We start from the raw sequence: 25,011 nt of genomic DNA, 5'->3' as shown, positions 1-25,011 counted from the left end.
CACACTCCTCCTGCCTGCGCAGGTTCTAGTGTGTTGCATCGACCGGTTGAATCCACAGGCCATTGCAGTCATTAGTATCTCTGATCTCGAGTGTCGGCTATGCACCGGATTGGAGACGGGACCGAGACCGACGACTCGCCGCTATTCCCCATGTAACTCCCGCAAGCCCTCCCGGTACTGATCCTGGAGCGTCGCACATTGCGCTCACTTTTCTCTTGGCTATGCTGATGTGACGGTCCGCTCAATATTTTTCTGTCCGTCTATACCTATATCCACCGGATAGGCACTGCCTTTCTGCAAGCTCCAGGAGAATTGAAAGTGTTTACTGCCCGTAAATCGTTATTGGCCATGACCCTGATTGCGGCGAGCCTGGCGGCCAGCCCGCTGGCGCAAGCCAAAGACTGGCCCGATCCAATACTGAAAACCGCCGGCACGCCAGAAAACGTGGCCAAAGGTATGGAATACGACGCCTATGAACAGGGCTTGTCGGCCTATATCTGGGGCTATCCGCTGGTGCGCATGGAACGCGTCATGCGCGAATACATCGACGTGCCGGACCCCAAGCCCAGCACCAGCTACCGCGCACCAATGAACCAGATCGGCTGGGCGCGTGAACTGGCGACACCCAAAGCGCTGGACATGCCCACGGCCAACAACGACACCGCTTACCTGAGCGCGGTGGTTGATCTGTCCAAAGGTCCGTATGTGTTGTCGGTGCCGGACACCCACGACCGCTATTACGTGATTGATACCTTCAACATGTGGCAAGAGCTGGAACACTATATCGGCCGCCGCACCACCGGCACCAAAGCTGGCCGCTTTGCGCTGGTGGGGCCGGGCTGGAAAGGCAAACTGCCGGCCGGGGTGAAACGCCTTGATATCAAGACCAGCAAGGTCTGGCTGTGGGGCCGCATGCGCGTTTCGCCGGGCGAGGACATGAGCAAGTTGCACGCCCTGCAAGACCAGTTTGATCTGCGTCCGCTGTCCGCGCTGGGCAAGAAAGACTGGAAAGCCCCGGCCGCCTCGCTGACACCGCTGCCGGATATCGGTGACGATCCGCTGGGTTTCTACACCCAACTGGCTGCCGTGCTGAAAGACAACCCGGTGCGCCCGGATGACAAAGCGCTCTACGGGCAATTTGAGCGCATTGGCTTGACCGACAAGGGCTTTGACCCGAGCAAACTCAACGACGCGCAAAAGAAAGGCTTGATGCGCGCCGTTGAAGATGCCCCGTACATTGCCGTGGCCTCGGTCACGCAGATATCCGAGTCCCGCCAGGGCTGGAGCTTCAACAAGGGCATGGACAATTTCGGGTACAACTATCCATTCCGGGCGGTGGTGGCCGGCCCCTACCTGGGCGGCAATGGCGAGAAAGAAGCGGTCTACCCGCTGCGCTATACCGACAGCCAGAACCAGCCGCTGGATGGCAACAACGCCTATAAGGTGAAGTTCTCGGGTGAGCCGCCCAACAACGCCTTCTGGTCGCTGACCATTTACGACGCCACCACCAAAATGCTGATCGAGAACCCCATCAGCCGTTACAAGTTTGGTAGCGACACCCCGGGCATCAAGAAAGACGCAGATGGTGGCTTTACCGTCACCGTCTCGGCCGACAAACCCACCGACGGCACCAACTGGTTGCCCGCACCCAAGGGTGGTTTCTACGCCATTCTGCGCATTTACCAGCCCAAGGAAGAAGTCTTGTCCGGTGCCTGGAAGTTGCCGGAGTTTGAGCGCGAAGCCAAATAGTCAGCCCGCCAGAAAAAAAGCCCCTACGCAGTCAGCGCCGGGGCTTTTTTATCGACCAGATCAACCGGGGGTTAGAGTGTGCCCTCTTCAAAATCCGGCATCTTGAAGATGTTCTGATTCATCTCATCGGTTGAAGTGTTGCAGATTCTGATTATGTGTGTGATTGATTCCGGGTAATGCTGTCGACAGTTGCGGCTATGAAACCGGGGGGCCCCCATGGCTGTCTGCAAATCGGCCGAAGCAGACATGGCGACTTCAGTTCCTCAACGTCTGCTCCCCCACCCATTGCTGCCACACCAATCGTCCCGTTGCCCATCGGCCCTGGCTTGTCTGCGTGGTCGAATAATCCTCATCTGCCCTCTTGGCTCCCAGGCACAAATCGGCATGTCTGCCTAAGATAATTCATTGCCTTTGGAGACCTCGCATCAGTCGAGGCGCTTGTTTTTTTGCAATGGATCGACCGGGGAGAACGAAGTGGATAGACGCAATTTTTTGCTGGCAAGTGCAGCAACGGCAGTAGCAAGCACAGTGACCCTTTCTACCAGCGAAGCGCTGGCTGATACCGAACCCGTCAAACTGACGGGCGCAGCGGGTGCCAAGGGCGAGCCATTAGGTGGTCAGCCGCCTGCGGGTGCCAAAACCTCGATCAAGGATTTCGATTACGAGGTCAAATACCACCGCGCCTTTGAAGCCATTCTGTGGAACATGCCCGCGATTGCCATCTACAGTTTTCGGCGCGCGGCTATCGATGAACTGGGCCTCAAAGACAACGACATCATTACCTATTCGCGCCCCGCAACCCCGAAGCTGGAGGCCATCACCGCCAACAGCGTGACGCCGTATATCTCCGCATTTACCGATTTGCGCAAAGGGCCGGTTGTGCTGGAGTTGCCCGCAGCCGGGCCCGATGGCAGCCTGTACGGGCAGGTGGTGGATGCCTGGCAATACACGATTGCCGATGTGGGGCCGTCCGGTCTGGACAAGGGTAAAGGCGGCAAGATCCTGTTTACCCCACCCGACTTCAAAGGCGACGTCCCCGCTGGCTACATCCACGTGCCGTCGCCCAATTACCGCGTTGCCTTTGCCTTCCGCTCTGTCCCCGCTGCGGGCAAGACTGCGGCCGATGCATACCAATATGCGCAACGTTTGCGCATGTATTACCTGTCTGAAGCAGCCAATCCGCCCAAGCAACGGTTTCTTGATCCGATCGACATGCGTTACCCCACGCTGCCGTTCTACGACGAGCGCCATTTCCAGGACATGCACGAGATCATGTCGGTCGAGCCGGTCAAGGAGCAAGACAAGGTCATGATGGGCATGCTGACCTCGCTGGGCATCGAGAAAGGCAAGCCGTTCACTCCGGACGACACCGCCAAACGCGCCATGCATCAGGCCGCCATTGATGTCTGGTTCTATCTGCAGTGGTGGTTTGATACCGAGATGGTCAAACGCGTGTTCTGGCCGGATCGGCACTACGTGTCGCTGATGCAGACCGATAAAAACAAGACGTTTACGTTCACCTATGAAGATCGCGTTGACGTGACGGAACGTGCCGCCGAGTACTTCTGGTGCACCTACATGCCCAAGGTCGAAACCGACACCCCGGCCAACCAGTACATGATGGCCATGGCCGACAAGAACGGCAAACTGCTGGAGGCCGGCAAGCTGTACAAAGTGGACGTACCTTTGCACATGCCGGTCAAGCAATTCTGGGCCTTGACGGTGTACGACCGCGCCACGTTCTCGTTCATCTACAGCGAGTCCAACCGCAGTACGCTCTCGACCTACGACATGGACAAGATGAAAAAGAACAGCGATGGCAGCGTGACGCTCTACGTCGGCCCCAAAGCACCGGCCGGGCTGGAAGCAAACTGGATTCCCACCAGCGGCAAACGTCCTTTGCCTGCGTTCCGTTTTTACGGGGCCACGGATGAAATGAATCAGAAAATCTTCAAGATGCCGGACTTTGAACTGGTGAGCTGAGTCTTTGCGGTTGTTCCAGTAGTAAAGCGCTCTGCGGTTTTACCTCTTGAGTGGTCCGCCACGAATGCAGGCCACCCTGCCTTTGCCTGACCGGACACCCTGGACCGCCCACGCGGTAGTCCAGGTCGTGTCGCTGGTTTTGCGCACACCTTCCCTGTCAAAATCTGGAGAGACCGATGCGTACACGCATTCAACTTGTCTTGCCTGCCCTGAGCGGCATGGTACTGGCTCTATCTTCTGCCCAAGCCTGGTCTGACAGTGACTCAGACCTCGCGCAGAAGCTGAGCAACCCGGTGGCGGCTTTGATCAGCGTGCCCTTTCAGTTCAACTACGACGATGACATCGGCCCGTCGCGAGATGGCGACAAATATCTACTGAACTTCCAGCCGGTGATTCCGTTTCATCTGAATGATGAATGGAACCTGATTTCGCGCACCATTGTGCCGGTGGTCTCGCAAAGTGATATCGCACCGGGTGCGGGCTCACAAAGCGGGATTGGCGACGTGGTGCAAAGCTTTTTCCTGTCGCCGCAAAAGCCCACTGAAAGTGGCCTGATCTGGGGCGTTGGCCCAGTGCTGCTGTTGCCCACCGACACCAACAAACTGCTGGGTGCCGAGAAATGGGGCGCTGGCCCTACCGCCGTATTGCTGTGGCAAAACCACGGCTGGACCTACGGCGCGCTGGCCAACCATATCTGGTCTTTTGCCGGACAAAGCGACCGTCCCGAGGTGAACTCGACATTCTTGCAGCCCTTCCTGGCCTACACCACCAAGGATGCCTGGACCTACACCCTGAACACCGAATCCACCTATGACTGGACCCACCGGCAGTGGTCGGTACCCATCAATGGCATGGTCAGCAAACTCGTGAAGTTCGGCAACCAGCCGGTCAGTCTGGGCGGCGGCGTGCGTTACTGGGCCGCCTCGCCGGATTCCGGGGCGCATGGCTGGGGGCTGCGAGCGGTCGTGACCCTGCTGTTCCCCAAGTAAAGAAGGTTATTCGCTGTCACCAGGGCTGTTGATTGCACTCGTCATTTGCCTGGCTATGCTGATGGGAGCCCGCCATGTGTTGCTCACCCGGCGCAGGCTCCGCATATCCCCCTGGATCGACGCTCAGGCACGCTGACCGAGAAGCGTCACCACACCAACCCGCAAGGAGAGATCAATTGTTTAAAGCTCGTCAATCGTTGTTGGTCATGGCCATGATTGCCGCAAGCCTGGCGGCTAGCCCGCTTGCCCAAGCCAAAGACTGGCCCGATCCAATACTGAAAACCGCCGGCACGCCGGAAAACGTCGCCAAAGGCATGGAATACGATGCCTACGAACAGGGCTTGTCGGCCTATATCTGGGGCTACCCGCTGGTGCGTATGGAACGCGTCATGCGCGAGTACATCGACGTGCCAGATCCCAAGCCCAGTACCAGCTACCGCGCCCCCATGAACCAGATCGGCTGGGCGCGTGAACTGGCCACGCCCAAGGCGCTGGACATGCCCACCGCCAACAACGACACCGCCTACCTGAGCGCGGTGGTCGATCTGTCGCACGGCCCGTATGTGTTGTCGGTACCCGATACCCATGACCGCTACTACGTGGTCGATACCTTCAACATGTGGCAAGAGCTGGAACACTATATCGGCCGTCGTACCACCGGCACCAAAGCCGGCCGCTTTGCGTTGGTGGGTCCGGGCTGGAAAGGCAAACTGCCTGCTGGCGTGAAACGGCTGGATATCAAGACCAGCAAGGTCTGGCTGTGGGGCCGCATGCGCGTCTCGCCGGGTGAGGACATGACCAAACTGCACGCCCTGCAAGACCAGTTTGATCTGCGCCCGCTCACCGCGCTGGGCAAGAAAGACTGGAAGGCACCGGCCGCTTCGCTCAAGCCGCTGCCAGAGATCGGTGACGATCCGCTGGGTTTCTATACCCAACTGGCCGCCGTGCTGAAAGACAACCCGGTGCGCCCGGATGACAAGGCGCTGTATGGGCAATTTGAGCGCATTGGCTTGACCGACAAGGGCTTTGACCCGAGCAAACTCAACGACGCGCAAAAGAAAGGCTTGATGCGCGCCGTTGAAGATGCCCCGTACATTGCCGTGGCCTCGGTCACGCAGATATCCGAGTCCCGCCAGGGCTGGAGCTTCAACAAGGGCATGGACAATTTCGGGTACAACTATCCATTCCGGGCGGTGGTGGCCGGCCCGTACCTGGGTGGGAATGGCGAGAAAGAAGCGGTGTACCCGCTGCGTTATACCGACAGCCAGAACCAGCCGCTGGATGGCAACAACGCCTATAAGGTGAAGTTCTCGGGTGAGCCGCCCAACAACGCCTTCTGGTCGCTGACCATTTACGATGCCACGACCAAAATGCTGATCGAGAATCCCATCAGCCGGTACAAGTTTGGTAGCGACACCCCGGGCATCAAGAAAGACGCAGATGGTGGTTTTACCGTCACCGTCTCAGCCGACAAACCCACCGACGGCACCAACTGGTTGCCCGCACCCAAGGGCGGTTTCTACGCCATTCTGCGCATCTACCAGCCCAAGGAAGAAGTCTTGTCTGGCACGTGGAAGTTGCCCGAGTTTGAGCGCGAAGCCAAATAGTCGGCACTCCAGAAAAAAAGCCCCTGCGCACTCAGCGCCGGGGCTTTTTTATCGACCAGATCGACCGGGAGTTAGAGTGTGACCTCTTCAAAATCCAGCATCTTGAATATCTTCTGGTTCACCTCGTCTGTTACACCCAACGTCACCCCGGAGTTGAGTAGCAGAATTGGACTCTCAATCCTTTAGACCGGCGCCACGGCCATGGACCGGCTGGTGCAGTCAGGAAGCTGCCGATCACATACGGAACACCCACCGACCGCTTTGGCCGAAACTTTACCGCTGCCCGACATTGTCGAGCAGCGGGTGCTAGAAGCTATATTTCTGTCTGCTCCGATATCTCCAGAGCATCATCCACCTCGATACCGAGGTATCGGACCGTGCTTTCCAGTTTGGAATGACCAAGCAACAGTTGAATAGCACGCAGGTTTTTCGTTCGTTTGTAGATCAGCGTTGCTTTTGTTCGTCGCATCGAGTGTGTCCCGTAGACCGACGAGTCAAGGCCGGCAGCGTCAGCCCAGTGATGCACGATACGCGCATACTGCCGTGTTGAAATATGGAACGCCGGTGCTGGGCGGCTCGGAAAGAGATATTGATCTCCCCGCAGTTTGGTTTTGTCCAACCAGGCAGAGACAGCCATTCTTGTAGGTTCAGTCATTTCAAACTGTACGGGTCTTTGCGTCTTTCTCTGAATGACAATGGCTCGGGGAAGGACTTGACTCCCGTGGGCGATATCGCGGACGCGCAGACTGACGAGATCGCACCCCCGCAACTTGCTATCGATTGCCAAATTGAACATGGCGAGGTCGCGGACAGCATGGGTGTTTTGAAGGTAGATACGAATCGTCCAGATATCTTTCAACCTGAGAGGTGGTTTCTGGCCCACGAGCTTGCCCTTGTTCCAGGCTTCTCGCTTACAGATGGTTTCCATGCCGGACTCCTTGGTGGTTGAGAGGAGTCCAATTATTTGGTTCGCACACAGACGGCGGGCTGCTGCTCATCCGAACCGACAGGATTCAGCGGCTGTTCGGCCGGAGCGGTCGTTGGTGCGCACGCCAGTGCAAGTCTGCTTTGCACTGGAAATCAGCCATCCCGTGTCTTTGGAATCCAGCGCGCCTCATGGAGTCAGGATCGCAGCCCTACTCAAATCCCGGGCGAGGTCGCAGTGCGAGTTGTTCGTTGATGGAAAAGAAGGGGGCTGTTCTAACACCGAGGAAGAAGCAGACTGGCATGGCGGGCCGCTTTTTTTGAAGGCAGGCAACCGCCAGATCAACGCACGCCTTCAAAAAAAGCATCCAGCACATGCTTGATGATGTCGGCATCTTTCATTTTTGCGTACAACCGCAAGTACTCGACCGCCGGATCGCAAGTGCGGGAGTAGTAGCTGAACAGAATGACCTGCTCTGGCAGATCTGAGCGCAACTGGCCGGCCGCGCGGGCTTGGCGGATCAGTTTTTCCAGCCGGCTGTTCAGCTTGAGCACCCGTGTGACGTAACGCATGTTGCGTGTGAGCATCTCCCTGACCTGAGGGCTGGTTGAGGGCATCAGCGGCAAGCCGCCTTGTAGCCTTGTCTCAAGCGCCCAGGCCAGCAGCGCACGCAAGGTTCCAGAGGGGGGCGTATCCGCCGGCACTTTGTCCAGCCAGTCCAGCGCGCCATCCAGCAGGCGGATCATCGCCGCCCCCACGAGGTCATCTTTGGACTTGAAGTGCTTGTACAGACTTGGCTTGGAGATACCGACCTCCACCGCCACGTCGTCCAGCGTCATCAGGTCAAAACCCTTGCTGGCAAGCAGCCTGGTCGTCGCATCCAGAATGGCGATTTCCCGGATTTTGAACGCCTGATCCTTGAAGCTGAGTTTGGATAAAATACTCATTGGTAATTTTGTTTACTGTGTAGTAGCATTTTTTACATGGAAGTCACATACTGCATGTTAGCACGGGATGTAAAACGGTAAAGCGCCGTTTACCTTCCCGTCTCCATGGTGAGATTGGCCTGATATAAAGGTGCTTTCAGTGGGCATATTGCGCGAAGGGATGATCCAGGGACGGCGGCGGGTAGCTGTGGTGGGCGGCGGCATCTCCGGGCTGGCGAGTGCCTGGCTGATCGGCCGTGATCACGATGTCACGCTGTTCGAAGCCGCCTCGTATGCCGGTGGGCATACCAACACGGTCGACGTGACCGTTGATGGCGTTACCCATCCGGTCGATACCGGTTTCCTGGTCTTCAATGAGCGCACCTACCCGAATCTGATTGCCCTGTTCGCCATCCTCGGTGTGGCTTGGCATGACAGTGAGATGAGCTTCTCCGTCTCGACCCGTCAGGGCCGGCAAGAGTGGGCCGGCACCAGTCTTGATAGCGTATTCGCCCGCCGCGGCAACCTGTGCAACCCGCGCTTTCTGGGCATGCTGGCAGATATCCTGCGCTTTAACCGCAACAGCGCAGCTTGGCTCACCCAACCCGCAATTGCCGAACAAAGCCTGGGCCAGTTACTGGATGCCGGTGGCTATGGCGTGGCCTTTCGGGATGACTATCTGTTGCCCATGGCGGCGGCCATCTGGTCGTGCCCGACGACTGATGTACTGAGTTTTCCGGCGCTGAGCTTCTTGCAGTTCTGTACCAATCATGGCTTGTTGCAACTGATGAATCGCCCGCGCTGGCGCACGGTGCAAGGCGGCGGTCGCACTTATGTGCAAAAGCTGCTGCAAGGCATATGGGATGTCCGCCTGCGCACACCGGTGCTCGCGGTAACCCGCTCCGCCAGCGGGGTCAGGCTGCGTACCGCTGACGGTGAAATGGCGTTTGATGCCGTGGTGTTTGCCACCCATGCCCCCACCACGCTGCGCATTCTGGGTGATGACGCCACCGCGCAAGAAAGAGAGATTCTGGGGGCGATCCGCTACAACCCGAACCGGGCCGTGCTGCACAGCGATCCGCTGCTACTACCACGCCGGCAGAAGGTCTGGGCGGCGTGGAACTACGCCAGCGCAGAAGACCAATCGGGCCGCCAGGCGGTCTGTGTCAGTTACCTGATCAACAAGTTGCAGCCACTGCCTTTCAAGCGCCCGGTCATCGTCACCCTCAACCCGCTAACCGAACCCCGCCCGGAGCACACATGGGCAGAGTTCAGTTATGAGCACCCCCTGCTGGATCAGGCCGCTGTAGCGGCGCAGCAGCGCTTGCCGGGGTTGCAAGGCCAGCAGCACATCTGGTTTGCCGGAGCCTGGACCGGCTACGGTTTTCATGAAGACGGGTTGAAGTCCGCCTTGCGCATCGCCCGAGATTTCAGCCCGCAACCGGTCCTGGTGGAGGTGTGACATGCCCGACGCTCGCTTCATGTTCGGCCAGGTCATGCACCAGCGCTTGCGGCCAGTACAACGGCGCTTTGTCTACCCGGTGTTCAGCGTGGTGCTTGATGCCGACCAACTGACCCGCATGCCGCCACGCTGGTGGTTTGCGGTTGATCGCTGGCGGGTGCTGTCTGTGCAGCGGGCAGATTACGGCCCGCGTGATGGCAGTGATCCGGTGCACTGGGTGCGGCAGAGGCTGGGCGAGGCTGGCTTGCAGGTTGACGGGCTGATCGAGCTACATACCTTCCCCCGGCTCTGGGGCTATGTGTTCAACCCGGTCAGCTTCTGGCACTGCCATGACGCCCAGGGGCAGCTGCGTGCCTTGGTGGCCGAGGTCAACAACACCTTTGGCGAGCACCATTGTTATGTGCTGACCGCGCCCGATGGCGGGGTGGTCGACGCCAACACCGCGCTCTGCAGCCGCAAGGTGTTTCATGTCTCGCCCTTTTGCCTGACCACGGGCGAATACCGCTTTCGCATCAGACGCGGCCCAGGCACCACCTTCACCGCCATTGATTACCACGATGAGCACGGTGTTTTACTGCGTACCGCCATTGGCGGCCGACTGTTGCCGTTTTCCAGCGACAACTTCTGGCGGGCGCTGGCCCGTTACCCCTTGTTCACCTTCATGGTCATCGGCCGTATCCACTGGCAAGCACTGCGTCTCTGGCTGGCTCGTGTGCCTTTCAACAGCAAGCCCGCGCCGCCAGAACAAGCGCTGACCATGGCCATTACGGAGAACAAACAATGAGCTCGATAGGCAGCCTGGCCATCAAGGCACCCGCACCGCCCGTGCTGGCCCGCACGTTTTTGCATCTGCTGCGCAAAATCAGCACGGGTTGTTTGCTACTCAATCTGCCCGGTAATGGCCGAATACTGTTTGGCAATGCCAATACCACGCTGTCGGCCGAGTTGACCATTCATGACTGGCGGGCGTGTGGCCGGATTCTGACGGCGGGCGATATCGGGTTTGCCGATGCCTTGCAGCGCGGCTGGGTCTCTTCGCCTGATCTGACGACATTGATCCGCCTGGCCATCCGCAATGAAGCGGTGATGGCGCAGCCGGTGCAAGGCACTGGCCTGGCTCGGCTTTGGTATGCCTTGCGCCATTGGGCCAGACCCAATACCCGCCGGGGCAGCCAGCGCAATATTCATGCGCATTACGACCTGGGCAATCCGTTTTACCGGCTCTGGCTGGACGAAAGCTGGAGTTACTCCAGCGCGTTGTTCGAAGGTGATTTCGCCCGCTCGCTGGTTGACGCGCAAGCCGCCAAGAACCAGCGGGTGATCGACCAGCTGGGTCTGAAGCCCGGCATGCGGGTGCTGGAGATCGGCTGTGGCTGGGGTGGATTTGCCGAACATGCGGCGCAGCAGGGCATCCATGTGCATGGGGTGACGATCTCGCCAGCGCAATGGGAAATCGCGCAGCAACGGCTGCACACCGCCAGCCTGCAAGCGCTCACCCATATTGAGTTGCGCGATTACCGCGACATTACCGGCCAGTATGACGCCGTAGTCTCGATCGAAATGTTTGAAGCCGTCGGGCTGGCGTTCTGGGCCCGCTGGTTTGATACCCTGCGGGCCAGGCTCAAACCGGGGGCAAGAGCACTGGTGCAGTCCATCACCATTGCCGACGAGCGCTTTGAGGCGTATCGCCACAGTAGCGATTTCATCCGCGAGTTCATCTTCCCTGGCGGGCTGTTGCCCTCACCGGAGCGCTTTACCGCCGCAGCCAGCCAGGCGGGTTTTCAGCTGGTGCATGCCCTGCACTTTGGCCCGGATTACGCCGAAACCCTGCGCCGCTGGCGCGATGCTTTTCACAGCCAGTTGCATGAAGTGCGCCAGCAAGGGTTTGACGAGGCGTTTATCCGCACCTGGCAGCTGTACCTGGCCTATTGCGAAGCCGGTTTTGATGAGGGACGCACCGATGTCGTCCAGTTCATGCTCGAACGCCCTCGGTAAATGGCTGCTGTGGGGTCTGTGCGCCTTGCCTGTGCCCGCGCTGGCCAGTTGGCAGAGTGATCTGGGCACGCCGCAGTTAATTGGCCAGGGGGAGTTCAGTTACCTCGGCTTTCATATTTACAACGCCGCGCTCTACAGCACAGAGGCGCCGTTTGTGCGCCCACACCCGTTTGCCCTGCAACTGACCTACTTCAAGCACATCAGCCGCGAACGGATTACCGAAAGTTCGCTTGACGAGTTGCGCCGGATTTACGGCCCATCCCTCTCTGCGGCCACGCTAGGCAGCTGGCGCCAATACATGCTCAGCGCATTTGTGGATGTTGATAAGGGCGACCAGCTCACCGGCGTTTACCTGCCCGGACAAGGCGTGCGCTTTTATCACGGCGAGACCGAAACAGCCCACATTGACGATGCATCGTTCGCCACCGCGTTTTTCAGCATCTGGCTAGACCCGGCCACGCGTGATCCGGCCTTGCGGGCCCGGCTACTGGGGTTGGCGCCATGAACCCGTACACTTCCGCCCGGCTAGCGGCCTACGGCGCTATGGGCTTGCCGCTGGCCATGGTGGCGCTACCGGTCTATGTGCTGGCTCCGGCCTGGTATAGTGCCATGCCAGGCTTGCCGCTCTCCACCATTGGTTATCTGCTGGTCGGCGCCCGGTTGTTTGACACCCTGCAAGATCCCTTCCTGGGGCGACTGGTCGGCGGGCTAGCCCGCGCTGGCAGTTTGCAACGGCTGCTCTGGCCGGCAGGCGTGCTGATGATGATTAGTTTCTGCGCGCTGTGGTTTCCGCCTGTGTCAGGGCCGCTCGCCCTGGCCACCTGGTTTGCGGTGACGCTGGTTTGTGTTTACAGCACGCACGCCATACTCAATATCAGCTTGTTAAGCTGGGGTGCGGCGCTCAGCCCGCAGTTAGGTATCCAGAACCGGGCCGCAGCCTGGCGTGAGGGGGCCGGGCTGGTCGGTGTGATGCTGGCAAGTGCCTTGCCCACCTGGCTGACCGCAGGCCGCGGCTATACCCCGCGCTACGCCATGGCGCTGTTTAACGGTGTGTTTGCCAGTAGTCTGTTGTTCGGCATGATCGCCTGGATGCGCTGGGCACCGGCCTGGCTGGTCAGCAGCGCCACGGCGCCTGGCAGCAGCCATATCTCGGGCGCGATCAAGCGGCTGGCCCTGCCCGTGGTACTCAACGGGCTATCGGTGGCACTCCCAGCGACGCTGGTACTGTTTTATATCAACGACCACTTGGGCGTGCCGGCTCTGGCTGGCAGTTACCTGGCACTTTATTTTCTGGCGGGCATGCTGGGTTTGCCCGTCTGGTCCCGCCTGTCTGGCCAGATGGGACCGGCACGCGCATGGGCACTGGGCATGCTGCTGGCCCTGTGCAGTTTTAGCTGGGCCAGTTGGCTGGCAGCAGGCGCAACCCGGGCTTTCGCCCTGATTTGCCTGTGCTCGGGTTTTGCCGTCGGCGCAGATCTGGCTCTCCCTCCAGTGTTGTTGGCCCGCTTGTTGGCGCCCGATGAGAGCATGCCGGCGCAGTATGGCTACTGGAGTTTGCTACTCAAACTCTCCACCGCCACGGCCGGCTTTGCACTACCGTTGCTCTCCGCCCTGGGTTATCAACCAGGGCACGCCACGGGTAACACCCTGGCCTTGCCACTGGTGTACGGCGCGCTGCCAGCAATGTGCAAAGCAGCTGCGCTGATGTGCGTGTACCGGATCATCCGCAAACAGGGGGCATTATGACCGCCCGCCAACTTCTGACTGCGTTAACCCTCCTGCTGGCAGCGTGCGCGGGCCCCGATGTCACGCACTATGCGCAAAAGCAGCCCGTGCTTGATCCGGCAGTATTCTTTGCCGGGAAAAGTGAAGCCTGGGGGATTTTTCAGCAACGCAACGGCACCGTAGAGAAACGCTTTCATGTCGTGCTTAGCGGGCAACGCAGTGGCGACAAATTCGTCCTGAACGAAGCGTTTTCCTGGAGCGATGGCAGCCAGTCGTACCGGGAATGGACGCTCTGGCGCAGCGCCGACAATGCATGGCATGGCACGGCAGAGGATATCGCCGGCGAGGCGCTCGGTCACGCCAGCGGCAATGCGCTGCACTGGCAATACACGCTCCGGCTACCCGTTGATAACAAAGTCATTGATGTGCACATGGATGACTGGATGTATCTGCTAGACCAGCACACCCTGATCAACCGCACCAGCATGCGCAAGTTCGGTTTTGAACTCGGACAGGTGACCCTGTTTTTTCGCAAATTACCCCCGGACACGCCATCATGATCGGCCTGGCACCGCTGAATCCGCGGCTTGATACGCTGCCTGGCAAACGGGTGTGGATCATTGGCGCATCCAGCGGCATAGGCGCAGCGCTGGCCACGCGCTTGCTGGCCGCCGGTGCCCGGGTCGCCCTTTCTGCCCGCAATGCGGAAAAACTGACTCATGTCGCTGGCGCCAACAAAACGGCGCTTGTCCTGCCCATGGATGTCACCGACGCCACGCTTTGGGCCCAGAACCGCAACATCATCGAGTCCGCATGGGGCGGACCGGATGTCGTTATCTTTTGTGCGGCCGACTACCGCCCTCAAAGGGTATGGCAAGTCGCGGCCGAGCAAGCCAGACGGACCATAGAGGTCAATCTGGCCAGTGTTTACCTGGGGCTGGAAACCCTGCTACCGGGCATGTTGCGGGTGGGTAAGGGGCACCTGGTGATCATTGCCAGCGTGGCCGGGTATATGGGCTTACCCAATGCCACGGTATACGGTCCGACCAAAGCGGCACTGATCAACCTGGCAGAAATCCTCTACTGCGATCTGCATCCGCGTGGCCTTGGTGTGACATTGATTAACCCGGGCTTTGTCAAAACACCGCTCACCGCCCGCAATCACTTCAACATGCCCGCCATGGTTTCGGCCGATGAGGCTGCTACGCGAATCCTGCATGGCCTGGCACGAGGCCAGTTCGAAATCAGCTTCCCGCGCCGTTTTACACTGCCACTACGCTGGCTCAGCCATTTGCCCCGCCGTTGGCGGTTTGCGGCACTAGACCGCATGATGGAGCGCCCATGAAACCCGACACCCACCTGGCGTTGCAAAACCTGCTGGACTGGTATGCCACCCTTAGCCCGCAGACCGTGTCCTCCTCACGCCGCTTTTACAGCGCCGACGCCCGGTTCAAAGACCCGTTCAACGACGTCGCCGGCATTGCGGCCATTGAGAACATCTTCACCCACATGTTCAAACACACCGAGCATCCGCGCTTTGTGATCCGGGAAGTGCTCATTGATGACGACCGGGCGATGATCACCTGGGATTTCGAGTTCGGCATCAGGGGCGCCCAGTATGTGGTTCAGGGCGCATCCCGTCTGTTATTCGATCAAGAAGGAAAGGTGATGGATCACCGCGACTACTGGGACCCTGCCGAGGACCTATGGGGCAAGATGCCCATTATTGGTGGTGCGGTCACCTGGTTGCGAAGCCGATTCAGGTGCCAATGACCGCAACGAGTGTGGAGCCGACGTTGGTGCACTGAAGTTGCTATGTCCGCTTCGGCCGATAAGCCGAAGTTTCAGCGTTTGCTTAGGCCCCGTTTGACGCCGGAAGGCCAACGCTGGCGGCCTCGTCACAAGCAATCATCCTAAAGGGCTCGCACCCACCATGCTTCCAAGTTACAGAGTGGCTGATGAAACTGGCTCAATCTGGCAACGGCAAGCCACATATCACGCGAAAAGTGACAACATCCGGGATGAGACAGACAGCAGATATAAAAAAGCCCCGCTAACGCGGGGCTTTTTTATATCTGAACGTTCAGGCAACTTTCTTGTGGCGTGGCTGCTTTGTTATCGGACCCGCCAAAACGCCAGTTAACAGTTCAGTATGAGAAACCGTTAGCGACTCTACAAACCTCCCGCGAGTGGCATTCGCATAGGCGTCTAAACGTGCGCGCACACCTGCAGGCAACGTGCTCGAGGTTTCATTAACCTTGCTCTTGGGCGCTGCAGCTTTCAAGACCAGTCTAGGTTTCAGCTTGGTAGTCATGGTAAAATTCCTTTTAAATCAATATCCCACGACACAACAGCAACGTCAAGACTGTTTACCTTAGGTAACGTCGAAATCAAAGTAGAAGCTACTTTTTGTACAGAAGTCGGCTCCTTCTCATAGATTACATATTCAGATGTGTCTTCCAGTGCAATGCCTGGATGGGTATCCAGTTCGGCCAGTAGATCGTGGCGATGTATCCCGTAGATTCTCCGAAAGTCGAGCCCTAACAGCAGGACAAGTCGTTTCTTCTCATCATCTTCCGCGCAAAAGTACGACTGCAGAAACTTCTCCGCCGAGATCGAACCAATCCCCGTAACGCTTACGGTCCCGGCCGAAAGTACACGAAGAATTTTGGATTGCAGGCGACATAACCTTTCCCATGTAGTGCCCGAAAGCTCGCGTGCATTGCATTCCTGCAATCGGACCCCGCAATGGAAGCAAGCCCGAAGCACATCTTTTCGATCCTCACTGTCAAACAAACCAATCCGCAGATTCTCAATTGAAGTGACGTGTTCGCACTGAGCGCAATACCACCGCATCTGCAGAGGATGCTGGTTGCAAACCAGAAAGCAATTGAGACGCCACTCTCTCCGGAAGTAAGGAGTTTCATCCTCCCGAAGGCAAGTTGGACAGTAAGAATAAAATGCAGATGTCCCATTAAGCGTCGTCAGACTGCGGATCATCAACTCGCTGCGTAGCGCCGGTGAGCCTTCCCAGAAGTGCTTCAGGTCCTCGCTGGTTTGACCCAAAAATGGTGCGATCACTGCTCCCAAGGAATCTGAAACCGGCTTACGAAAATCAAACCAGTGGAACGGTTTTGAAAGTTTCAACACCCCCCGCAATTCGTCCGACGTCATCCTGTGCCAACGTGCAACACGGGTTGCCCATGATGAAAACAATTCCCCCGGTAGTGGCGGAGGAGAACCGTACAGACGAGGCCCCATCATTGAAGACATCGCTTGTCCTCCGCCCGCAACGCAGCGTCGAATGGTGTCTCGAAACCAAGATGGAGTTGAGTGCCGAACATGCGTAGCGAATGGATCCTGTTCCATTTCACCCATAGCGCCCGTGCACCTGCCTGATAGGCTTGTCGAACCGGATCCAAAGCATCGTCAGCCAGTTCGCGAACAACAAATCGGTGTAGAGAAGTCAGGGCACGATCAAGGTAGCTGGCCGACGTACTGTGTACGGTCACTTCGATTTTCTGCATATCCAGGAGAAAAGCGTCAGGCCAGCAAGTCAGTCTGTCCAGCGCATAGCGGGCGATCAACAACGCTTCTTCTACATTAGGGGCGTGCCGCCCTGACCGAATTACACCATCACGCAATCCGGGCAATATCCATCCCAGTAACCAGATCAGCCGGCATGCGGCGTCCGGGTCCAGCGACCGAACCCAAGGTGGCAATTCGTGATCAGTGCAGAAGTGGTGCCCGCTGATTGTGGCAAGCAACTTTGCGACAATCAACTCATCTTGCTCGGCCACAACTGGCTTTGCCAATCGGAGGTCAGCTCCGCACTTGCAGTGACAAATCTCAGACCTTCCGGGATCAAGAACTTGCTTGCATGCCGGGCAGGTTTGGCAGAGGCGGCATTGGTGCTGTGGGCAGCACGACAGCATTGAAAGTAACCACAATCCACGCTGGCATGCGCCCTCGGCCAGACAAAGAGGGCACACCACAGGCCTCCGCAGGGCAACGAAATAACTTTTGCCAAGGTGTCGCCCCGCCATATACCACCCCCATCCCTGTGCGCCCAGATGCTCACGGACCACGGAGAGCCGCGATATTTCGTCTTCAGTGCAATGGACTGCCTCGGCGAGCACGTTGAGCTCTTTGACACTTGGCCATCGGGCATGCCCAAACAGCTTCAATACAAGGGTGTGTGCGCTTGTCCTGTTCGCATGTGCTAGCCGGATCAGATACCCAGGCATTGCCTCGAATTCAAAAGGGACGGGCCGCTCTCTGAGAAATATCATGAGAGCCCCCTGAACGGATTGGTGCCGCGATAGCCCAGAAGATCAAATGCCTTTGCAACATAATCAATTTCGAGTTTCTGGTCAGACCGCCTGGCCCCGAGAAGAACTGCTTCCGCCACTAGGCGTTTCAAGAGTCGGAGATTGCCGCCAGTTGCCGCAAAGAACGCATTACTGGATTCCCTGCTATTCAGGCCTGCGGATTGTTCAAAAGGCAGCGCTTGATCCAGCGCACCCAGCAGGCCATTCCAACTCTGATCATTCTGATAATGGCGCATTGGTGCCTCGCCCCAGCGCGAATTGAACTGCGAATCAGAGCGAACCATTTCACCCACCACCGGGGTTCCGACAAACACAAAGCCGATCTTCAATTCTTCGTGAAGTCTCTTCAGCGTATCCCAGGCGGCACCCCCAAGCCGATCCTCATTACGGCGACGGCTTGAGGGCACCAGATGGCCCGCCTCATCGACGACGAGGAGTCGAACATCCAACTCTCCGAATGCCTCTTTGATGACTCTGTCGAGCTCTGCAGCTTTTGCTTTTCGAATCTGCCCCACATAGCCAATCGCTTCAAGTATGTCCTGCCGGATAGAGGTTGAGGTCGGATTCCCGTCGAGCGTGATCTTCACAATCGGGAGTTGCACTCCTCGAAGCAATTGCCGTGACAGATAACGTCGCTGAAGAAAATCTACGATGAAGGACTTCCCCGTACCACCCTCTCCATGAATACAAAGCCCACCTGGCTGCGAAGTTTCACCAACCCGGCTTATCAGATGATCCAGCGAATTCATCGCGAAAATGAATTCCGGTGTGTGAATGGGCACGTTCAGAACGTACTCGGCTTGTTCAGCTGCCGGCCTGGACATTACGGCACGGCGAGCCTCTGCCGCATTCGGCAACGGAAGGGGGGCCAATGGGCGTCTTGCAGTCAGCGTGCTCATAGCGTCCCCCACGTCATGGGTGGTGCCGAAGTGAATTCCGGTTCATCCTCTTCGATTTCAGAGGTGAGCGCAGTTGATCCAGGACGCGCAGTCAGGGCAGACAACGACTGGTCTTCACCTTCAAGAACAGATTGTGAATTGAGATCGGCGACGCGTGCGCGCTGCTCTCTTCGCTGAACCTTTTGCTTTTGCGTCAATTCATCCTGAATGGTCTGAATCAGAGACGCGCGAGCCTCCAGCAACAGGTCAACTGCTTCATGTCGGTTCAGCCGCTCCCTGCACACTTTGCGCAGATAATCGTGCTGAAAGAGGGTCAAACCGTCGGCATAGTCGGGCCGGGTGCAGGGAACAGGGAAAAGCGCAAACGTCTCGGGGTCCATGACATATATCCGTCCAAGATCGTCCGGGTTTACCTTGAACTGAAGTGTGATCTTTTCATATTTTCGGCGTAGCTCCCCCAACCGGCCCTCCGGGTCCGCATAGTTGAGGTACCTGAATCTCAAGCCTTCCTGGGAAAGTGCGCCTTCATGAGGTTCGCCAAATACTGCGTCGATCCGTTCCAGATCAATCACATAGGGCGGAGGACAATCTCCAATCAACGCGTTCCAGTGATCAAGCGGCGAGATCAGGCTTCGGGAGTTCGGCTGGATATTGTGGTAATCCACCGCCCATTTGTGGATGAGGTAAACCAGCGTTGAAAATCTGACTACGGCATCCTGTTCCGGTTTGTATTCGCTACGATCTTTCAGCGAGGCAAAAGTCTTGCCCGGCATAGTTTCAAACAAGGACTCATCAAGCGTCTTGAAGAAACGCTCGATACTGGGCTTACCCCAAGGAGTTCTTGCAGCATTGGTTTCGATATCCGAACCAAGGTGCTGGAGCGCCAGCGGAAGCGCATCCCCGATAAAATCCCGGCCGCGATCCGTCGCGTACTTCGTCGCCAAACCAAAGCTAGGCCACGGATTGAGGATTTTGTCTCCCCATCTTTTTGCCACGTAGGTGTGCGCCCGCAATGAATGCTTGATACATGCAAAGATGGCCCGTGCGCCGCCATGGTTAAAGCTGATATAAAGCCCTAGCACCATACCCGTACCTGCATCCCTGATCGCAGTGAGATATGGACGTCCAAGGGGCAGCCAGTTCAGATCATCAAGAACAATACAATTGAGCGCAGAGTGATCAATTTCGGCGACCTCAAGTGGCGCCACTTTCGTCCGATGACCTCGGATCATGCGGGTATCGTGGATCGCTCGCTGCCTTCCTTTTCTTGCGGCCGTCCTTTCGAAAAAATCCAGATCACCCACCCTGCGCCGGAACGTGCTCAAGGACATCGGCCGTATCAGCATCAGCCCTTCCTCCACTGAGCGCCTGTTTAGCGCTTTTGCACGAGTCTTGTACGTCTCATAACACGCGGCTACCGAGGGTGCCTCCATTGTCAGAAATTGATCGGCGATGACTTCTTTAGCCAGGCATTCGCTTTCCCCACAAGTCCTTTTGGAACGAATCGACGGCGTAGTTCCGAGCACAGAATAGGCGGAGTAGCCCCGCTCCTCGTAGGCCTTGAGCCACTTCCAGGCAGTGCTCACGCCGGGTAGCTTGAAGTCAAACTCGGACGACGCGGCAGCTCGATCCAGCCACTCTTTGATGTGTTTTCGCTGACCACGCGTTATGCCGGCCTTCCTGAGTCCATTCACAACCGCAAGCAACTTCCTTGCTCTCCGTCGCTTCTCCGGGGGCAGAAGAGAGATATCTATCCAGGGTGCCTTTGGAAGAAACCGGATCTCATTCGGCGACGCTGCGCTGGGTATAACTTCAATTACACCCGCTTCCTTCGCGGTAAGAAAATCCTCGATGGTAAGTTCGCGCAGATCTCCATCTCGTATGCTTTCCAGGAAGCAATGCTTAGTTGTCGTTCGGAGAAGCTCCCACTCTTGCCCCTCCATTCGAACGATCAAGCCCTTGGTTAAATAGAATGAGGTCATGATTGCTACTCCTCATCCGATACCAGCGGAGATAGGCCCCGATCAAACGAGATACCTCCACCGGCCCAAGCGCTTCGAGGTGTGGACTCTTCCGGTCGGAGATCACGTAAAGGCGTCCCTCCAGAAAATCCTCCGACAGCGCTGAAAACGCCTGCACTTGAACGCGGCCGTCGTTGAAGCGTCTGAGCCTCCAGGATCCGCCAATCTGGCGGTCGACGCCCCAAAGCCACCGCTTCCACAAGATCACCATACCTACCCGCAGCCTGAATATCCGCATATCTGAGACCTCCTGTTTGCGCGGGGAGTGCAACGAGTGCCCTACGATTGATGATCTCATTGCTGGAAAATGTAAGCTGCCGTTTTGCCAGCAGGGTATACACGTCGACCAGGTCAACATCAGCTGTATCAAGCAGTTGCTGGATTTGCATTGGGCCGCCACGCTCCAAGCACCTTGAAAGTCTCTCGACTCTATCCGCAGGAGGCATGGCGCCTTTCATGTAGCGCCAAAGGAGCAGGGCATTTTGCCGGTTTGGGCCGGCGTAAATCTGGTCATCGGTCAGAATACAAAACCGGATGCCCTGGTTCAGACACTCGTCTGCGACCTGCAACAATCTGGTTAGTGTGGGCTCCGACACTAGCACAGCAAGGGGCTTGATCTCGACCAGAATTGACTCGAGCTCTCCCTGCGTTTCGAGCTTGAGCAAAAGATCGGGGTAGTACTTCCTGGACCTTTCTGCGGTATGGATTTCCAGGACCGTGGGTTGGGTCGCAATACTTTTAACATCGTGGCAGACGCTCAATAGTTTGGCCGCGATCTGCTCAAGATAGGACTCCCATGCAAGCGGATAGGGGGCCAATCCCGGCAGGTGGCCGGTAACAATGGAACGATGGGGATTTAGGCGCACGACCTGGCGGGCTGCCTGCCTGGTTTTGCGCGCATTTCTCGTACGAACCTTGGGCATGACGATCTCCTCGCGAGCCGGATTGAATCCAGCGCGATAACGTGTGCGAACCTCCCGAATTACGGGACTTCGCGTTGTTTACGTTTTTGAGGAAAAGCCGAGCCCTGGCCTTGACCAGGAGGGACTCTTGGACGATACTAACTTTTCCAATGGTAGTATCGTGAGTTCACCTCACCGGGCAGGGCAATTCTCAAAAAAAGGGGGTTGTCCTGTTTTGTTTTCTACATAATTTGTCCTTCAAAAAATCCAAGATTTCAGTACATGGCAAGAATTGATCCTTGCCCAATTTTTGCACCTCAGAAAATCACGAAATTCCTACTGCATCCACCATTCCAGGTTATTTTTTCAGGCCAAAAATGTGTATCCAAGTCATCTCGGAAGCGCTTGAATCCCGCAGATTTTGACCAAAATCGGTGCCACCTCATTAGTAGCCAACCTGCGGAACAAGAAAGCAGGTGACAGCGCCAAAACCTCAATAAAATTCACCACAAGCCATTGTTTTACAATGAAAATACCAAAATCAACCTACATGTTGATCTGAAAAGCCTATCCCTTGCGGAGAAGCATTTCAACCCCCACTCTTTGGAAATGGCGGGCCAAACTGTGCCGCCCATCCAATTTCTTCTTACAGATCATAAAGATAAATTTTTTATAAGAAGAACGGCCTCCAAAATGGTCAAAGCCATTGCAAAAACACCCCTAAAAAAACAGAGCCAAATAGAATCTCTACTATTTATCCATAATAATTAAGTAAACATAAAAACAAACTAATTAATTATTTTAGAAAACAAAGGGAAAATACTGACTACCCAATATTTGATTTTTATTTCTTGGTTAAACCCGGGGAAGACAGCAAAAAACACCTGTGTGGAAATTCAATTCCATGGTGTTAGGCCGAGAGGGTCGAACATCGTGTAGGAGGCATGGGGGAGAACGGGTTCGAGCGGGAACTGAGAAACCCTCTTCGAGCGACTCATCTTAGAAAGGAAAAGGCAGGGACAAAAACCCAATTAAGTGGCCGTTCATCGGTCGTCCAGAAGTGGGCATGGGCCACAAACCCTGATCGGGCCTAGATTGGCGGGACTACAGCTTTTTGACGTAACTACAGAATTGAGTGGAAGACGACACAGCTCAACAGAAATTTAACCTTTCTCCCCTTGAAAACTCGGGAACCCATCCCTATTATTGGCACTCGTTAGTCGAGAGTGCTAACGGGCCACACCTACCAGATGGCCCCTGAACTTTCAGGCATTGATTTCTCAGGAGAAAAAACGATGAAGATCCGTCCCTTGCATGACCGTGTAGTCATCAAGCGTGTTGAGGCTGAAGAAAAAACCGCATCCGGTATCGTTCTGCCGGGCGCTGCCGCCGAAAAGCCGGATCTGGGCGAAGTCGTCGCGATCGGCACCGGCAAGCTGCTCGATAGCGGCGAAGTGCGCGCACTGTCCGTCAAAGTGGGTGACAAGGTCATCCTGGGCAAGTACAGCGGCCAGTCCGTCAAAGTGAACGGCGAAGAACTGCTGGTTGTACGCGAAGAAGACATCTTCGGCGTGGTTGAAGCCTGAGGCTCACCCGAACCGCGATTTTCAGTCTGGCCGCCTCTGGCCACACAAACAAGATTCAGGAGTAATCCACAATGGCTGCAAAAGAAGTCAAATTTGGCGATTCCGCACGCGCCCGCATGGTTGCTGGCGTAAACATTCTGGCTGATGCCGTTAAAGTCACGCTGGGCCCGAAGGGTCGTAACGTTGTTCTGGAGCGCAGCTTTGGCGCCCCGACCATCACCAAGGATGGTGTTTCCGTTGCCAAGGAAATCGAACTGAAAGACAAGTTCGAAAACATGGGCGCCCAACTGGTGAAGGAAGTGGCTTCCAAGACTTCCGACGTGGCCGGTGACGGCACCACGACCGCAACCGTGCTGGCGCAAGGCATCGTGAACGAAGGCCTGAAGTACGTGGCCGCCGGTTTCAACCCGACCGACCTGAAGCGCGGTATCGACAAGGCTGTTGTGGCCCTGGTTGAAGAACTGAAGAAGATCGCCAAGCCGACCACCACCAACAAGGAAATCGCGCAAGTTGGTTCTATTTCTGCCAACAGCGATGAAACCGTGGGCGCGAAGATTGCCGAAGCCATGGACAAGGTTGGCAAGGAAGGCGTGATCACCATTGAAGACGGTTCCGGTCTGGAAGACGAACTGGCCGTGGTAGAAGGCATGCAGTTTGACCGCGGCTATCTGTCCCCGTACTTCATCAACAATCCGGAAAAGCAGATTGCCCTGCTGGACAACCCGTTTGTGCTGCTGTTCGACAAGAAGATCAGCAACATCCGTGACCTGCTGCCGGTGCTGGAACAAGTGGCCAAGTCGGGCCGTCCGCTCTTGATCATTGCTGAAGATGTCGATGGCGAAGCGCTGGCGACTCTGGTGGTGAACAACATCCGCGGCATTCTGAAGACCGTTGCTGTCAAGGCTCCGGGCTTTGGCGACCGTCGCAAGGCCATGCTGGAAGATATCGCCATCCTGACTGGCGGTACCGTGATCGCTGAAGAAGTCGGTCTGACCCTGGAAAAAACCACCCTCGAGCTGCTGGGCCAGGCCAAGCGCATCGAAGTGGCCAAGGAAAACACCACCATCATCGATGGCAACGGCAACGAAGAAAGCATCAAGGCCCGCGTTGGCCAGATCCGCAAGCAGATCGAAGAAGCCACCAGCGACTACGACCGTGAAAAGCTGCAAGAACGCGTGGCCAAGCTGGCCGGCGGTGTTGCTGTGATCAAGGTTGGCGCTGCAACTGAAGTCGAAATGAAAGAGAAGAAGGCTCGCGTGGAAGATGCACTGCACGCGACCCGCGCCGCTGTGGAAGAAGGCATTGTGGCCGGCGGTGGCGTTGCCCTGCTGCGCGCTCGTGCCAACCTGGGCGAACTGAAGGGTCTGAACGCCGATCAAGACGCCGGTATCAAGATCGTACTGAAGGCCATCGAAGCCCCGCTGCGCCAGATCGTGGCTAACGCCGGCGATGAGCCGTCCGTAGTCGTGAACAAGGTTGTGGAAGGCAAGGGTAACTTCGGTTACAACGCCGCCACTGGCGAGTACGGCGATCTGGTTGAGATCGGCGTGCTGGATCCGGCCAAGGTGACCCGCTCTGCCCTGCAACACGCTGCATCCGTTGCCGGTCTGCTGCTGACCACCGACGCAATGGTTGCAGAACTGCCTAAGGATGACGCTCCGGCCATGCCGGGTGGCGGCGGCATGGGTGGTATGGGCGGCATGGATTTCTGATCGCCTGAAACTTGATTGGCCTCTTGATGAGGCTAACCAATATGAAAAGCCCGGCTTGGCCGGGCTTTTTGTTTTTGGTGATACGGCCAACCGGATGATCAGCGTGAGCCCTCAGCCACCGCCCCGGATTTTTACCACGCCTCATCCTGACCAGGTTATTGCTTCTGGAGCGTCCCTCCGGTCATCGGCCCATTGACCA

Annotated in this window: 22 protein-coding genes; 14 read left to right on the top strand and 8 right to left on the bottom strand. The window is 57.0% G+C overall.

All coding sequences use genetic code 11. The features are described 5' to 3' along the window. The first annotated feature begins 318 nt into the window (after nucleotides 1–318). The 4 genes from IEX44_RS09750 to IEX44_RS09735 all read left to right on the top strand — a co-directional run bounded on the left by IEX44_RS09750 (nucleotide 319) and on the right by IEX44_RS09735 (nucleotide 6,328). Complete coding sequence (locus IEX44_RS09750) at nucleotides 319–1,749, top strand: DUF1254 domain-containing protein (protein ID WP_229678888.1); 1,431 nt, start codon at nucleotides 319–321, stop codon at nucleotides 1,747–1,749. Between the two features lie 474 nt (nucleotides 1,750–2,223). Further along, the gene (locus IEX44_RS09745; RefSeq protein ID WP_188692424.1) at nucleotides 2,224–3,732 is read left to right on the top strand and encodes a DUF1254 domain-containing protein; all 1,509 of its coding nucleotides are present in this window, start codon (nucleotides 2,224–2,226) and stop codon (nucleotides 3,730–3,732) included. Between the two features lie 176 nt (nucleotides 3,733–3,908). Further along, entirely contained in the window at nucleotides 3,909–4,721 is an 813-nt protein-coding gene (locus IEX44_RS09740; protein WP_229678886.1) for a transporter family protein, read from the top strand. A gap of 176 nt (nucleotides 4,722–4,897) precedes the next feature. Continuing rightward, nucleotides 4,898–6,328 (top strand): DUF1254 domain-containing protein, encoded by a 1,431-nt coding sequence (locus tag IEX44_RS09735; protein WP_229678885.1) that lies wholly within the window; start codon nucleotides 4,898–4,900, stop codon nucleotides 6,326–6,328. Nucleotides 6,329–6,641: 313 nt separating this feature from the next. On the opposite strand, the gene IEX44_RS09730 is transcribed toward IEX44_RS09735, so the two are convergent. Continuing rightward, a complete protein-coding gene (locus IEX44_RS09730) occupies nucleotides 6,642–7,256 on the bottom strand; it encodes a tyrosine-type recombinase/integrase (RefSeq protein WP_188692421.1) in 615 nt (204 codons plus the stop codon). 338 nt (nucleotides 7,257–7,594) lie between these two features. Beyond that, nucleotides 7,595–8,200 (bottom strand): TetR/AcrR family transcriptional regulator, encoded by a 606-nt coding sequence (locus IEX44_RS09725; protein ID WP_188692418.1) that lies wholly within the window; start codon nucleotides 8,198–8,200, stop codon nucleotides 7,595–7,597. Between the two features lie 139 nt (nucleotides 8,201–8,339). Here IEX44_RS09725 and IEX44_RS09720 point away from each other — a divergent pair, with 139 nt between their 5' ends. The 8 genes from IEX44_RS09720 to IEX44_RS09685 are packed head-to-tail and all read left to right on the top strand — an operon-like array spanning nucleotide 8,340 to nucleotide 15,134. Continuing rightward, nucleotides 8,340–9,641: an NAD(P)/FAD-dependent oxidoreductase gene (locus IEX44_RS09720; RefSeq protein WP_229678883.1), complete on the top strand. Its 1,302-nt coding sequence runs from the start codon at nucleotides 8,340–8,342 to the stop codon at nucleotides 9,639–9,641. A gap of 1 nt (nucleotide 9,642) precedes the next feature. Then, nucleotides 9,643–10,425 (top strand): DUF1365 domain-containing protein, encoded by a 783-nt coding sequence (locus tag IEX44_RS09715; protein WP_188692415.1) that lies wholly within the window; start codon nucleotides 9,643–9,645, stop codon nucleotides 10,423–10,425. Then, entirely contained in the window at nucleotides 10,422–11,636 is a 1,215-nt protein-coding gene (locus tag IEX44_RS09710) for an SAM-dependent methyltransferase (protein ID WP_188692412.1), read from the top strand. The genes IEX44_RS09715 and IEX44_RS09710 overlap by 4 nt, the downstream gene beginning before the upstream one ends. Continuing rightward, nucleotides 11,602–12,141 carry a chalcone isomerase family protein gene (locus IEX44_RS09705; RefSeq protein ID WP_188692409.1) on the top strand — a complete coding sequence of 180 codons (540 nt, stop codon included), beginning with the start codon at nucleotides 11,602–11,604 and terminating at the stop codon, nucleotides 12,139–12,141. The genes IEX44_RS09710 and IEX44_RS09705 overlap by 35 nt, the downstream gene beginning before the upstream one ends. After that, nucleotides 12,138–13,382, top strand: coding sequence for an MFS transporter (locus IEX44_RS09700; protein ID WP_188692405.1), 1,245 nt, complete (start codon nucleotides 12,138–12,140; stop codon nucleotides 13,380–13,382). Before IEX44_RS09705 ends, IEX44_RS09700 begins: the two co-directional genes overlap by 4 nt. Further along, nucleotides 13,379–13,921, top strand: coding sequence for a DUF3833 domain-containing protein (locus IEX44_RS09695; RefSeq protein WP_188692404.1), 543 nt, complete (start codon nucleotides 13,379–13,381; stop codon nucleotides 13,919–13,921). The genes IEX44_RS09700 and IEX44_RS09695 overlap by 4 nt, the downstream gene beginning before the upstream one ends. Next, the gene (locus IEX44_RS09690; protein ID WP_188692401.1) at nucleotides 13,918–14,706 is read left to right on the top strand and encodes an SDR family NAD(P)-dependent oxidoreductase; all 789 of its coding nucleotides are present in this window, start codon (nucleotides 13,918–13,920) and stop codon (nucleotides 14,704–14,706) included. The genes IEX44_RS09695 and IEX44_RS09690 overlap by 4 nt, the downstream gene beginning before the upstream one ends. Next, nucleotides 14,703–15,134: a nuclear transport factor 2 family protein gene (locus IEX44_RS09685; RefSeq protein WP_188692399.1), complete on the top strand. Its 432-nt coding sequence runs from the start codon at nucleotides 14,703–14,705 to the stop codon at nucleotides 15,132–15,134. Before IEX44_RS09690 ends, IEX44_RS09685 begins: the two co-directional genes overlap by 4 nt. Before the next feature lie 310 nt (nucleotides 15,135–15,444). Here the strand turns inward: IEX44_RS09685 and IEX44_RS09680 are convergent, their stop codons facing one another. Genes IEX44_RS09680 through IEX44_RS09655 form a run of 6 tightly spaced genes read right to left on the bottom strand, consistent with a single transcriptional unit; the run spans nucleotide 15,445 to nucleotide 21,535 of the window. Next, a complete protein-coding gene (locus IEX44_RS09680) occupies nucleotides 15,445–15,675 on the bottom strand; it encodes a hypothetical protein (protein WP_188692396.1) in 231 nt (76 codons plus the stop codon). Next, nucleotides 15,672–16,634 (bottom strand): TniQ family protein, encoded by a 963-nt coding sequence (locus IEX44_RS09675; protein WP_188692394.1) that lies wholly within the window; start codon nucleotides 16,632–16,634, stop codon nucleotides 15,672–15,674. Before IEX44_RS09675 ends, IEX44_RS09680 begins: the two co-directional genes overlap by 4 nt. Then, nucleotides 16,622–17,653, bottom strand: coding sequence for a TniQ family protein (locus IEX44_RS21390; protein ID WP_188692391.1), 1,032 nt, complete (start codon nucleotides 17,651–17,653; stop codon nucleotides 16,622–16,624). Before IEX44_RS21390 ends, IEX44_RS09675 begins: the two co-directional genes overlap by 13 nt. Beyond that, nucleotides 17,650–18,591: a TniB family NTP-binding protein gene (locus tag IEX44_RS09665; RefSeq protein ID WP_188692388.1), complete on the bottom strand. Its 942-nt coding sequence runs from the start codon at nucleotides 18,589–18,591 to the stop codon at nucleotides 17,650–17,652. Before IEX44_RS09665 ends, IEX44_RS21390 begins: the two co-directional genes overlap by 4 nt. Beyond that, the gene (locus IEX44_RS09660; protein WP_188692385.1) at nucleotides 18,588–20,573 is read right to left on the bottom strand and encodes a TnsB C-terminal domain-containing protein; all 1,986 of its coding nucleotides are present in this window, start codon (nucleotides 20,571–20,573) and stop codon (nucleotides 18,588–18,590) included. The genes IEX44_RS09665 and IEX44_RS09660 overlap by 4 nt, the downstream gene beginning before the upstream one ends. Nucleotides 20,574–20,578: 5 nt before the next feature. Continuing rightward, complete coding sequence (locus IEX44_RS09655; protein WP_188692382.1) at nucleotides 20,579–21,535, bottom strand: TnsA endonuclease N-terminal domain-containing protein; 957 nt, start codon at nucleotides 21,533–21,535, stop codon at nucleotides 20,579–20,581. Nucleotides 21,536–22,809: 1,274 nt separating this feature from the next. On the opposite strand from IEX44_RS09655, the gene IEX44_RS09650 reads away from it, so the two are divergent. Beyond that, complete coding sequence (locus IEX44_RS09650) at nucleotides 22,810–23,100, top strand: co-chaperone GroES (RefSeq protein WP_188692379.1); 291 nt, start codon at nucleotides 22,810–22,812, stop codon at nucleotides 23,098–23,100. A gap of 71 nt (nucleotides 23,101–23,171) precedes the next feature. Beyond that, nucleotides 23,172–24,812 carry a chaperonin GroEL gene (gene groL / locus IEX44_RS09645; protein ID WP_188692377.1) on the top strand — a complete coding sequence of 547 codons (1,641 nt, stop codon included), beginning with the start codon at nucleotides 23,172–23,174 and terminating at the stop codon, nucleotides 24,810–24,812. Nucleotides 24,813–25,011: the final 199 nt, after the last annotated feature.

The organism is Silvimonas amylolytica (genome assembly GCF_014645555.1).
GTDB classification, from domain to species: domain Bacteria; phylum Pseudomonadota; class Gammaproteobacteria; order Burkholderiales; family Chitinibacteraceae; genus Silvimonas; species Silvimonas amylolytica.
This window is presented reverse-complemented; position numbering and strand designations above follow the sequence as displayed.